The organism is Enterococcus alcedinis (assembly GCF_014635985.1).
GTDB classification, from domain to species: domain Bacteria; phylum Bacillota; class Bacilli; order Lactobacillales; family Enterococcaceae; genus Enterococcus_I; species Enterococcus_I alcedinis.
This window is the reverse complement of the sequence record NZ_BMDT01000009.1, coordinates 36857-50153: the sequence shown is the minus strand read 5'-3', so window position 1 is coordinate 50153 and position 13297 is coordinate 36857. Positions and strand designations below refer to the sequence as shown.

Annotated in this window: 10 protein-coding genes; 3 read left to right on the top strand and 7 right to left on the bottom strand. The window is 37.8% G+C overall.

Translation table 11 applies throughout. From position 1 onward, the window contains the following. Entirely contained in the window at nucleotides 1-570 is a 570-nt protein-coding gene (locus IEV09_RS09600; RefSeq protein ID WP_188368082.1) for an NUDIX domain-containing protein, read from the bottom strand. A 197-nt stretch (nucleotides 571-767) separates the two neighbouring features. Between IEV09_RS09600 and IEV09_RS09595 the strand changes: the two genes are divergently transcribed. Continuing rightward, nucleotides 768-1445: a 5-bromo-4-chloroindolyl phosphate hydrolysis family protein gene (locus IEV09_RS09595; RefSeq protein WP_188368081.1), complete on the top strand. Its 678-nt coding sequence runs from the start codon at nucleotides 768-770 to the stop codon at nucleotides 1443-1445. Nucleotides 1446-1521: 76 nt separating this feature from the next. After that, entirely contained in the window at nucleotides 1522-2706 is a 1185-nt protein-coding gene (locus IEV09_RS09590; protein ID WP_188368080.1) for a toxic anion resistance protein, read from the top strand. A gap of 37 nt (nucleotides 2707-2743) precedes the next feature. Here IEV09_RS09590 and IEV09_RS09585 read toward each other — a convergent pair whose 3' ends face one another. From IEV09_RS09585 to IEV09_RS09570, 4 genes are all read right to left on the bottom strand, one after another. Then, the gene (locus IEV09_RS09585) at nucleotides 2744-4123 is read right to left on the bottom strand and encodes an amino acid permease (RefSeq protein WP_188368079.1); all 1380 of its coding nucleotides are present in this window, start codon (nucleotides 4121-4123) and stop codon (nucleotides 2744-2746) included. 444 nt (nucleotides 4124-4567) lie between these two features. Next, complete coding sequence (locus IEV09_RS09580; RefSeq protein ID WP_188368078.1) at nucleotides 4568-6073, bottom strand: phosphohexomutase domain-containing protein; 1506 nt, start codon at nucleotides 6071-6073, stop codon at nucleotides 4568-4570. A gap of 235 nt (nucleotides 6074-6308) precedes the next feature. After that, a complete protein-coding gene (locus IEV09_RS09575) occupies nucleotides 6309-8093 on the bottom strand; it encodes an ABC transporter ATP-binding protein (protein ID WP_188368077.1) in 1785 nt (594 codons plus the stop codon). After that, the gene (locus IEV09_RS09570; RefSeq protein ID WP_188368076.1) at nucleotides 8094-9836 is read right to left on the bottom strand and encodes an ABC transporter ATP-binding protein; all 1743 of its coding nucleotides are present in this window, start codon (nucleotides 9834-9836) and stop codon (nucleotides 8094-8096) included. It abuts the gene before it with no gap. Between the two features lie 184 nt (nucleotides 9837-10020). Between IEV09_RS09570 and IEV09_RS09565 the strand changes: the two genes are divergently transcribed. Further along, nucleotides 10021-10845 (top strand): helix-turn-helix transcriptional regulator, encoded by an 825-nt coding sequence (locus IEV09_RS09565; RefSeq protein WP_188368075.1) that lies wholly within the window; start codon nucleotides 10021-10023, stop codon nucleotides 10843-10845. Nucleotides 10846-10904: 59 nt separating this feature from the next. Here the strand turns inward: IEV09_RS09565 and IEV09_RS09560 are convergent, their stop codons facing one another. Beyond that, a complete protein-coding gene (locus tag IEV09_RS09560) occupies nucleotides 10905-11525 on the bottom strand; it encodes an NAD-dependent epimerase/dehydratase family protein (protein ID WP_188368074.1) in 621 nt (206 codons plus the stop codon). Nucleotides 11526-11623: 98 nt separating this feature from the next. Next, nucleotides 11624-13141 carry an ABC transporter permease gene (locus tag IEV09_RS09555; RefSeq protein ID WP_188368073.1) on the bottom strand — a complete coding sequence of 506 codons (1518 nt, stop codon included), beginning with the start codon at nucleotides 13139-13141 and terminating at the stop codon, nucleotides 11624-11626. Nucleotides 13142-13297 lie beyond the last annotated feature (156 nt).

Below are 13297 nucleotides of genomic sequence, written 5' to 3'. Positions count from 1 at the left end.
TTATTTCCTTTCCTTATCTCTTAATAACGCCCAGTGTTGGATCGCCACAATTGTCTTCGCATCACAAATTTCACCCGAAAGCATCTTGCTCTGTGCTTCTTCAAAGGTTAATTCATAAATTTCCAAGACTTCATCCGCATCTTGCGGCAAAGGGTTTTCAACTTTGAAAAGATTTTTGGCGTGATAAATATGTAATTTTTCGTTCGCAAATCCTGGCGATAGATACATGGAAGTCACGTGCTCATAAGATTCGCCACGATAGCCTGTTTCTTCTTCTAATTCGCGTGCTCCAGTTTCCATTGGCGTACGACCTTCATCTGTTTCGATTTTCCCAGCTGGAATCTCAAGCAAAATTTGTTCGAGTGGTTTACGAAACTGTTTCACTAAAACAATCTTGTCTTCTGGGGTGATTGCTAAAACGCCGACACCACCTGGATGAAAAACCAATTCTCTTTTTGCGGTATTACCATCGGGCAACATCACATCATCAAGATAAACATCAATTATTTTTCCTTTAAAAATTTCCTGACGTTTAATTGTTTTTTCTTCAAAATCTTCATAATGTAGCATCTCAATCGTCTCCCTTTTAGTAATCCCACTTGTTTCTAATATTTTAACATACAATTGTTTATAAAATTCCTAAAATTCATAAAATCCATCTCAAGTCGTATACTTTTATCGATCGTTACATGCTAGAATAATACTTGTAGGAACAACAAAAAGATTCGTTCAATTTTATTTCAAAGTAATTTTAGGAGGCTGTATAAATGAAAAACAAAAAAAAGAAAAAGCACTGGATTATCGGGGGAATTGTTGCGTTTGTTTTCTTCTTAATGATTTTAGGTGACGCGAATAATTTCAACTTCATCCTTTTCCTTTTTGGTGCGCTCCTTTTATTTTTTGCTTTTCGTTCAAAAGGAAGTGCACAGCCAAAAGATGCGCTACCTTCATTAACGAAAAAAAGAGAAGAAGCCTACTTAGCCAATGGCATGACACCGCGCGAAATCGATATTTTCCGCGAAACGTTAAACCAAACGAAGCAACAAATTGATCAACTGCAAAAAAACATTCAGCACAACGCACGCTTAAAAGCGATTGATTTACGTCATGATACGTTACGTGCAGCTAAAGCTCTTTTTAAAGAGCTTGTCAAAGAACCGACGCGTCTTCATGAAGCCAGTCACTTTCTTTACACTCATTTACCAAACTTAGTTGACTTGACCGACAAATACATCGAGATTAATAACCACGAAGTTAAAAGTCGTGAAACTTACGATAAAATGGAAGAAAGCATTCAAATCATCGATCAACTAGCAGCCTTGATTACGTCTGATTATCAACGTTTTGTGGCAGATGATTTAGATGACCTAGATGTTGAGTTATCGATTGCAAAACAAAGCTTAAAAAGAGATAATACTTATAACCAGACAGAATCAAATAAATAATTTTTGATGAGCTGGATTTTTCCAGCTCTTTTTTATTTTAAAAAACAACTATCTATTTCAAGGAGGATCCCTTATTATGACTGATTCAAAACAACCAACACCTGTTAATGATACACTCGAAGATTTGTTAGCAAATCCTTTTTCGACTTCAACCGATGATTTAACGGTTAACCAACAACGAGAACTAAACGAATTACAAAACCAAACGATAGCGACACGTCTCGTTGACCGTTTACCAGCCGATCGCCAAAAACAAGCACAGGAACTCGCTTCTAAAATTGATGCGACCGATCAACAAGCCGTGATTACTTATGGTTCGGCAGCTCAAGGGAAATTAAGTGAATTTTCACAATCCATGCTAAACCACGTTCAAGCCAATGATGTTGGCCCTGTTGGTGATTCATTGACCGAATTAATGTTTCGCTTAAAAGAAGCCAATCCAGATGATTTACGTGCCGGTGAAGGCAATTTATTTAAGCGCATGTTTGGTAAAGTCAAACAATCGATTTTTGAAATTACCGCAAAATACCAAAAGATTGGTGCTCAAATCGATAAAGTCGCTGTGAAACTCGACAAAGAAAAAGAAGGTTTACTTAAAGACAACATCATGCTGGAGCAGTTATACCAAAAAAACAAAGATTACTTTGATGCATTAAATATTTACATCGCAGCCGGTGAATTAAAAATGGAAGAACTTCAAAACACCATTATCCCTGCTGCAATGAAAAAAGCCGAAGAAACAGGCGATCAAATGGATGTTCAAATCGCCAATGACTACTCACAATTTTTAGATCGCTTAGATAAGCGCACGCATGACTTACGTTTGACGCGCCAAATCACGATTCAACAAGCACCACAAATTCGCCTAATTCAAAATACAAACCAAGCATTAGCCGAGAAAATTCAATCATCGATCCACACGGCGATTCCTTTATGGAAAAACCAAGTCGCGATTGCTCTAACATTGCTACGTCAAAAAGATGCCGTTACTGCACAACGTCAAGTATCTGAAACAACGAATGACTTACTGAAGAAAAATTCAGAATTACTCAAAGTTTCTGCAATTGAGACGGCTCGTGAAAATGAACGTGGCATCGTTGATATCGAAACACTCCAAAAAACACAAAATGATTTAATTGAAACGATTCAAGAAACCTTACGTATTCAACAAGAAGGTAAAGAAAAACGTCATGCTGCTGAAATCGAACTGGAGTCGATGGAAGAAGCATTGAAACAAAAAATGTTAGAATTATCTCGTTAAAATCAACAAAAAAAGCGCTCAATGAGCGCTTTTTTGTTTAGTCTTTTTGATTTAAATGACTATTTCTATATCCATACAAGAAGTAAATGGCTACACCAATCACGATAGTAATCGAAAAGACAATCCATGTCGCGCTTGTTAAGCGTGTCATTAAAAAGGCACACGCTGCAGCACTGATTAATGGTAGTACCGGAACAAATGGCATACGGTATTCACCAGTTGTCGGCTCGCCCATGATTTTGCGTAAACGAATCACACCGAGTGACATCATAACTAAACATGCCAATGCGGTGATGTTCGTTAATTCTGCTAATAAGTTAATTGGAAAAGCCGCTGCAAAGAACAAGGCAATCATTCCAGTTACATAAGTTGCCGTAACCGGCGTGCGACGTTTTTTGTCAATCTTACTCAAGAAGCTTGGTAATAAACCATCTTTACTAATCGCATAAATTAAACGAACCAATGAGTACAACATCGAAATCGTAACGGTTAACAACGTGAAAATCGCCCCGATTGATAAAATCGTACCGACATTTTCTAATCCTACGAAACGCATGGCAAAAGCGACTGGATCACCCACGCCTAATTTTGTATAAGGAACCATTCCCGTTAAAATTACCGTAACGATAACATAAAGGGTCGTTGCAATTAAAATCGAACCAATAATACCACGAGGGATATCTCTCTTCGGATTTTCAACCTCTTCAGCCGCCATTGCAATCGCATCAAAACCTAAAAAGGCAAAGAAGACTAATGCTGCGCCATCAAAGATACCTGAAACACCAAATGGTACATAAGGTTTCCAATTTCCTGGTTCAATAAAGAACAAACCAACGACAATAAATAAGGCAATCACACCAAATTTAACCCACACCATGATATTGTTTAAGCTTAAAGCTTTCTTGGCTTCTTGCGTTACCCAAACGGTAATAAAAAGAACGATAATCGCTGCAACTAAATCAATGTAAGTGCCATTCTGGGCATTATATCCCGCTGTTAGCGCATGAGGTAAATGAATACCGACACTGGTTAAGAACCCTTGAAAATAAGAGGACCAACCTGACGCTACAGAAGAAACAGCTAACAAATATTCACAAATAAGAAACCAACCGGCCATCCATCCACTAAATTCACCAAAAACGACTGACAAGTAACCATAGGGACCACCGGTTATTGGAATGCGCGATGAAAATTCGGCAAATGAGAAACCACTGGCGATAACGACTAGCGCTGCCACTAAAAATGAAAGTGTCGCTGCGGGTCCTGCGTAATCCGCTGCAGCTGTTCCTGTTACCACAAAAATCCCCGTTCCAATTACGGCACCAATTCCGAGCAAAATCAAATCTTTTAACTTCAGATTTTTACTAAGCTCACTTTTACTACTTGGATTAATCGATTTTTTACGAAATATATCCATTTTATTTCCTCCTACTAACTCAGGCCATGCTTGAGCATTTATTCCCATTGTTCGATTACCTATTAAATTCGACAAATATTATTGAAATGTCAGAAAAATCAGTAATCTTCCAATATTTCCGTTTCCTATTATACCTACTTTTTACTTGAACTCAACAAAAATGAGAAAGTATGCATTCTTTTTCACTTTTATTTTTCCATCAATAATAGAAAGATCATAGAGCCTTTTTCTAGCTTGATTTGAAATGCAACTCAAAAAGACCGTGACATCCGTCACAGCCCTTTTTTATTATACAAATATTTGATCGATAACCGGGTAACAAAAGTTTGCTCTTCCGAATAATTTCACTAAATTTGAGCAATTGAAAGCCCAATCATTCGAATTTATCGCTAGTTTCTCAGAGCAAAGGGACTTTTTGTCCCCCCCCCTCTTTTATTTACTGACTCATTTAAGTAGAGCTAACAAGCTTTCTTGATTCACTGCCGGATAATCAGTTAAAAACTGTTGGATTTTTTGTAAAACTGGCACAACCATTCCCATTTGATCATTTTCAACTTGCAAGACTAATAGCGGTTCATGCAAGCTCATCCGTAGCAAGAACCAACCGGAACCATAATCCTTATCTAATTTAAAACGAATCCCTTCTTCGTTTTCTAAATCAATTGTCCAACCAGATACTTGGATGGTAGATAAGTCTGCAATGACTCGTTCACCTAATGGACGATAATCTTTTGCTTCCAATTTAAATCGAACTTCTTGTGTTTCAACTGGCTGCTTTAACTCCGCAATCATTTCTTCAAGTGTTTCTCCCTTCGCTTGGAGCTGTGGCAATAACATCAATATTTTAGCAATGACATAAGCACCATCATCTAAGAAGTAATTTTCCTTAAAAGCCGCGTGCCCACTTGTTTCAATTGCTAATTGACTATCAATTCCTGCTTGATTCAGTTCAATACTCTTATTAATGACATTCCGATAGCCTGAAATGTAACGGACTTGTTTGCCACCAAGCGCTTCAATAAAGACCTTCAAGTGATCCGTCGTCGGTGAATTCGTCACGATACTCGTTCCAGGATGTTCGGCTAAAATAATTCGACTTAATACAGCAATTAAGTTATTACGATTCAAAACTTCTCCCGATTTGGTTACGACAGCCGAGCGATCAACATCTGTATCAAAGATCACCCCTAAGTCTGCCCCTTCGCTTAAGACTGCCTGTTGAATACTTGACATTGCTTCTTTATTATCTGGATTCGGGATATGATTTGGAAACGATCCATCTGGGTCTAAAAATTGTGAGCCCGTAGTATCTGCGCCAAGTGGTTCCAACACTTTTTCTGCAAAGAACCCTCCAGCACCATTCCCGGCATCAACAATTATTTTTAGACCGGACAGTGGTTTCTCCGGTTGTCCCTTGATTCCCTGACGAATTTTGTGCACTAGATCAGCCGCATAAGGCGTGATTAAATCCGCATGCGTCATTTGCCCTTGTTCAACGCCTATAATTGGTTCAATATTTGTTGTTATCGTAACAATATCTTCATGCTCTGCGCCACCTGTTGGACTAAAAATTTTTACGCCATTAAAATAATATGGTAAATGACTTGCCGTCAACATAACTCCCGCATCGCACGCAAATTCAGGAAATTGCGTGCTCATAAACATCGCTGGTGTCGTCGATAAACCAAAGTCAATCACATCGATCCCTTGTTCAATTAAAGACGTAACCATCGCCTCTTTTAGCGTTTCCCCACTTAAACGACTATCGCGACCAACCCCAACCTTCAAGCTTTTATTTGATTTCCCCGACTCTTGTTTTTTTAACCAATGAATCAAACCCGATGCAATTTTTCTCATCGCAGCTGGCGTTAAATTCGCTGAATACTCTGCTGTCTCAATGGCAATCCCTCGAATATCCGATCCATTTTGTAACTCGATTAATTCATTCACCCTTCATCGACTCCTTTGACTGATAGTTGTTCTTTATTAGTATAGCCGATGAATGAATAAAATTCACACTTTTATCCTCTCACTAATGAACACGGATGCATTAGTCAAAATAGGTGGAATTTATTATCAACTTCGGTAGATTTCGTATCCTTGAGGTTCTAGTACTAGAACTATTCAACAAGTAATAAAAAATCCCCCCAACAAGAGGGGGATCTTGTTGGGGAGATTTTGCAATCTATCCTGCACGAATTAAATCGTACTGTGATTGATATAAATGATGATACATGCCTTTTAGTTCCATCAATTCATCATGGGTGCCAGCTTCGGCAATTTTCCCACCTGAAACATAAAAGATTTTTGAACTATTTTTGATTGTAGATAAGCGGTGAGCAATAATGAATGACGTACGGCCTTTCAATAATTGCTGTAAGCCTTCTTGTAACAGCTCTTCTGTTTTCGTATCGATACTTGATGTCGCTTCATCTAAAATTAAAATCTTAGGATCAGCTAGTAATGCACGAGCAAAGGATATCAGTTGGCGTTGCCCAGCTGATAAGGTACTTCCTCGTTCCTCAACGACTGTTTGATAGCCATCTTTTAAGTCTTTGATAAAATCATGTGCTCGAACAATTTTTGCCGCTTGCATGATTTCTTCTTCGGTTGCATCGAGTTTTCCGTAACGAATATTTTCTAAGATGGTTCCAGAAAAGACAAATGTATCTTGTAGCATGACGCCCATTTGTGCTCGAAGGGAATCAAGTGTCACGTCGCGAACGTCGTAACCATCGACTTTAACACTTCCCTCATTGACATCATAGAAACGACTCAGCAAGTTAATAATCGTTGTTTTACCGGCTCCAGTTGGACCAACTAATGCAATCGATTGTCCTGGCGTAATTTTAAAATCAACACCGTCTAAAATGTTTTTTCCGCCTTCTTCATAGCGGAAGACAACCTCTTCAAAGTCGACTTGACCTTTAATTGGTGGTAAGACTTGTGCGCCTGGAGAATCTTGAATTTCAGGAACGACATCCATTGTTTCAAAAATACGCTCTAAGTAAGCGGATGCCGTAATTAATGAGTTATAGAAGTTACCGATATTAATCACTGGGTTCCAGAAGTTGTTGATGTAGCCAATAAATGCAATCAATGTCCCCGTTGAGACTTCAACACCTATCTGGCGAATTCCCACAAAATAAATGATACTGGTCGCTAAAACCGAAATATTTTGAACCCCTGGCCAAAGCAAGAATTGAACCTTAACTGCCTTCATCCAAGCCACACGGTATTCATTACTGACTTCATTAAAAATCTTCGCGTTTTCTTCTTCACGAGCAAATGATTGCGTGATTTTAATTCCTGAAATACTCTCGTGAATATAAGCATTTAAGTTTGATTGTTTGTTACTCAAATGTTGATAGGCTTTACGTTGTTTTGTTGTAATAAACATCACCATCACAAACAAGACAGGCAGTAAAACGAGACTGTAAAGCGTTAATTTCACATCGATAAAGAACATAAATGCCAGTGTAATGATCACACTAAAGATATCAGAAATTAAGTTAATTAACCCGTTACTTAGTAAATCACTTAATGTGTTGATATAGTTTACCACTCGAATTAAAATTTTCCCGTGTGGACGATTATCAAAGTATGAAAAAGGTAAGCGCTGTAAGTGCTCAAAAATAGAGAAACGCATATCTTTCAAAATATCTTGCCCGATTTCAGTAATCGCTAAAATACGGTATCGCATACACCAAGCCATAAATAACAGTGAGACTAAGAAAATTCCACTACTAATCAGTAGCAATTGAATATTTTTTTGCGGAATCACTTCATCAATCGCGATCTTCATATAATACGGACCATACATGCTCGCGACGTTCGCTAAAATAATAACAAATAGTACTTTAAAAATTGATTTTTTATAAGGAGTGACATATTGGCCTAAACGTTTGTATTGCGACCAATTAAACTCCTGGACTAATTCCTCATCTTCATCAAAACGATTACGTGCCATTTAGCCCACCTCCCCGTTCGTTAAACCTAATTGTTTTTGGTAAACATCGTAGTAGAAGCCTTTTTTGCTAATTAACTCCTCATGACTACCTTGTTCAATGACATAACCTTTTTCCATCATTAAAATTAAATCTGCATCACGAACCGATGAAATACGGTGAGCAATAATAAAGGTTGTTTTCTCACCGGTTAATTCGGCTAATTCTTTTTGAATCTTAGACTCGGTTTCCATATCAACTGCGGAAGTCGTATCATCTAAAATCAAAATACTTGGATCTTTTGCTAATGCACGAGCCAGGGAAATCCGTTGTTTTTGACCTCCGGAAAGTCCCACACCACGTTCCCCAACGACTGTTTCGTAGCCTTGTGGCATGGTAGAAATAAAGTTATGCGCATCTGCTACAGCTGCGACACGTTGGACGTATTCTGGTTCCATATAAGGATTACCAAATGAAATGTTTTCTTCAATTGTGTTTGAAAATAGGAAAACATCTTGCATAACCATTGAAATATTTTCTCTTAATTGACGAACTGGATAGTCTTTGGCATCGCGACCGTCAAGTAAGACGCGACCTTCTGTTGGATCATAAAAACGAGCAACTAAGTTAACCAGTGTCGTTTTGCCCGATCCCGTTTCACCAAGGATTCCAATCGTCTGTCCTGGTTCAATTTTAAAGGAAACATTACTTAAAACATCGGTTTCAGGATCATCTGAAAAATGGAAAGAAACATTATCAAATTCCACGAAACCTTTAATTTTAGTACTCTCGCCTTTGCTTTCCACAGGAATATTCGCTTTTGTTCCTAACATTTGACGAATTTTGACACATGAAGCGAAGAATCGTTGAACGTCGTTAATTAACCAACCACTCATACGCATCGGTTGATTTAACATCCATAAAAAGCTGTTAAACATAATCAATTCACCGAGCGTCATTGTCCCATTAACGACAAAAATACCGCCGACTAAAATCGTTGTTAAGGTTAAACTTCCTGCCAATAAATCTAGCCATGGTAAAAATTTACCAGATACTTTTGCCGAGTCCATGTTGCGCTTTTTGTAATCTTCATTAAAGCTCGTGAATTTTTCGATTTCATAATCTTCACGAACGAATGCTTTAACAACACGGTTACCACCAATATTTTCTTCGACCATTGAGTTCAGACGAGAGAAACTTTCTCGAATTTCAAAAAACACAGGATGTGCGGCATGTGACATTTTCATTGTTAAAATATAAATCACAGGTGTAATAATAACAAGTAACAGCATGAGTTTAAAATTGATTAATCCCATCATCACAATGGCTGTAATAAACCATAACATTGATTCAATCCCGTTATACGATACCCAAGAAACAAAGTGACGAATCGCATCGGTATCACCAGTCATTCGTGCCATAATGTCACCGACTCGTGTGTGGTTAAAGAAATCAAAATCAAGCTCTTGTAATTTCTTATAAAGATCTTCACGAATCGCAAACAAGACATTTTGACTGACTCTTTCAAACATAATTTGATAGATGTAACGAATCACTGTTCGAAAGAATTGAACGCCAATCATAATTAATAAATACGGTACTAGTAAGTCGATCTGTCCTTTATCAATTACTTTATCAACTAACTCCCCTGTAATAATCGGATTAATAATAATTAAAAGCGAATTGACAACAACAAAAATAAGTGCAACAACCATTCGGACTTTATAACTTTTCAAATATTGCCAAAGCCACTGGAAATTATTCATAAGCTTCCCCTCTTTTCTATTTTTACATGTCCTATCATACCTTTTACCCATATAAATAGAATGGAATATCTTACGAAAGGCCATGGAAATTTCTATGTATTTTCGCTTCTTTTCCCTGTTATTTCTTTTTTTTACTGTATAATAGGAAGTATGCGAAACAAAGTCTCAGAGATAAGGAGAAAAAATGAATTTAGAATCGTTTAATCCAGAACTTTTATATGCTTTTGACTTATGGAATCAACCAGATAACGAAAATTCCGTTCACCATCATGACTTTTTTGAAATTTCCATCATCTTACAAGGTGAATCCCTCTATTTAATTGATGGCGAATGGCGAACCGTTCGCAGTGGCGATGTCTTGATGTTTAACCCTGGAGTGGATCACGCGGAAAAACAGCTAATCAATACCTACTCTCACCAGTTACACATCGGAATCAAAAATTTTAAACTTTACGGTTTAGAAGAAAACCACTTTCCAACTAATGGTTCCTTGCTTTCGATTCAAGACAATCAACTCAAGGTCTTTGATAAAGCTTGGCAACTGATTGAAGAATTCAATCAACAACAAACAAACTTCCACTTTATTGGGCGCGCGCTCGTAATGGAAATGATGATTTTACTTCTACGCAGTTTAGAAAAAGAAGAACAGTTCCAAGACCCCGCTCACGCGAACCAAAGCGATCGTATGAACCAAGTCGTGCAATTGATTACGACATATATGGAGAATAACTACGCCAAAGAAATTTCGATTGAACAATTGGCAACGCTTTACTATGTCAGTCCGACTTATTTATCCAAAATATTCAAAGACCTAACGGGTGTTTCACCAATTAACTATTTAATTCAAATTCGTTTAAAAAATGCTCATCAGATGCTTGAAAAACAAGACCTAACTGTCAAAGAAGTCGCAAAAGCAGTTGGTTATGAAGATGCTTATCATTTTAGTAAATCATTTAAAAAGCACTTCGGCATCTCACCATCAATCGTAAAAAACAATCAAAGTGCCTAAGACATCTGTCATAGGCACTTTGATTGTTTTTATCTGAAGCGTTGGTTAATCAGCGATTTTTATCCCACTTCTTTTGTCTTCATTTTTTGAATCATTTCATCTAAAACCATTCGAGCAGCGGTTTCAACTGGCTGCGGTTGAAATTTTTTTAACAACCCTAATGCATGTGCAAATTTCGTTAATTGTGCCACTGCTCGTGTTCCTCGTCTTTCTTTTCCTACAAATAAGCTCGGACGTATTATTAGTGGATTGGGATAAACGTCCATGATGATGGCTTCCGCTCGTTTTTTGGATTCAAAATAAGCTTTTAATAGAAAGGGTACAAACGGCTTTGCTGATAAATAGACAAAAATAGGAACTTGTTGCTTGCGTGCCTCGGTAACTAAAATACGCGCTATTTCGACATTGAATCGTTGATATGTTTGATTGGTTGAGGGGTTCTGATGAATAATCCCAATGCAATCAACGACAGCTGTGGCATTTTCAAATAACAAACGCCAATCTTCCGGTGAGAAGACATCGCCTTTTACCCACTCCACCGCTCGATGCCACGCTTCGGTCGGTTGTGGTGCGCCTCTTCTTGAAACACTGATGACTTGAAAACCTTGCTCAGATGCCAGTCGGACAAAACGTTGCCCGAAAAAGCCATTCCCACCAAAGACAACAATCTTTTCTCTCATGATTTTGCCTCCGTTCTTTCTTTCCATCATAAAAAGGTTATGGCGTAAATGCAAGCCATAACCTTTTAAGTGAATCACAAGTTGAAATCCCCTTCACTCTACATCATAATTTTCTTAGGGTTTAAACGTAAAATGTATAACAGCGGGACAATTGCCGACAATAAAACCGTCCCTAACCCTGTTAAAAAGTAGGTCACGATATAGCCTAGCGAGAAATTTACTTGATAGGCTTCTTGAACCTGATCCGATGATACGTGACTATTTCCCATTAAACCATCATAGTACCTCATACTGTATTGCTCCGGATTTGTAAACCAATCCATTTGGAACAAGGAACCCGAGATGCTATCTGCCAATAAATTACCTGTTACGAGTGAAAGCAACAATGCGATGGCGCTAATCAATAATAACTCAACCAAAATTTGACCGATAATTTTCCCACGGGTTTCACCAATCGATAAATAAATACCTAGCTCATGTTTTCGATCACGTAAAAATAAAAGCACAATCAAACTAATAATTAATAAAGCTGCGGCGACCGCAATCATCACGACGTAACCCGAAATTTGGCCAAGTTTCTTCATACTACTTGCTACTTGATCGTATTCATCGCTGGACGCTAATACTTGATAATAATCGTTGGTCAGTAACGCATTGGCTTCTTCGCGAAAGGCTTCTAAATCATCAATTGTTTTTAGCACGTAAGTTGTCTGATAAATCTCTTCTGCGGATGCGATTTCTTCTGCTGTCTGCCCATAAATTTTCTCCGCTCTTTGACGCTGCAATTCTTGTACGAGCTTGTTTGGTGCATAAATCGTGCTCAGTTGTTCCTTCGCCATCCAGCTTGCATTCTCATTCTCTTCTTCGGTTGCTTCTTTTTTTATCACTGAGAAAATCCCAATGACTTTCGCTGGAAAATCAAAGGTTCTAATTTCAGGTTCACCCATTGGTTGTCCGGATTCGCTTGTTGCTTCTTCGCTCGATGCTTCGGATTCATTTTCTGCCATTGCATAATATTCTCCGGTGACATCAAAAACGACTTGATCGCCAACGGATAAATTATTTAATTCCGCAACTTCTTGACTGATAATAATCGTATTGGTGCCTTCAGAAAGATCTTTGTCACTAAATAGGCTACCATCTTCTAACTTAATGAAACCTTCTTCGATATCAGCCATTTCTGGACGACTGACACCCTTTACTGAAAAAGAATATTTTGTAGCGGCACCATTTGCCACTCTGTTTTCCCCTTCGGTCACGGATTCGATTTTATTTACATCTAAGTAGGAACGAATCGAGTACTCAAAATATTTAACGTAAGGTAACGTGCCGATTGCTTCTAATTCTTTTAATGGGGGTTGTATGTACCACTCATCATCGGATTCAAATATTTCTGGATTTTCCTCTTGCTCTTTTCGAATCCGTTCATAGTCTAAGTCAATGGTGGCAACCGCACCTAATTGTTTTTTCGTTTCGATTTCAACATTCTTTGTGGATTGTTGAATCGCAACTGCCCCTGCAATGACGTTGCCTAAAATAAAAATAACCAAAAATAAAATCAATGAACGACCTTTTCGTCGAACCACACTTTTAAGTCCTCGTTTCCAAAATTTCATACTGTAACCCCCAAATACCTTTTTAAACTATTATTTCATATATCGCTTTACTTTACTATCTATTATTTTAATATATTTAATAAACAAAACAAAAGGTTGGTTGTTTTTTCTAACAAAAGATATTGGTATCCTTGATCAACAAAAAAAGTACGATAC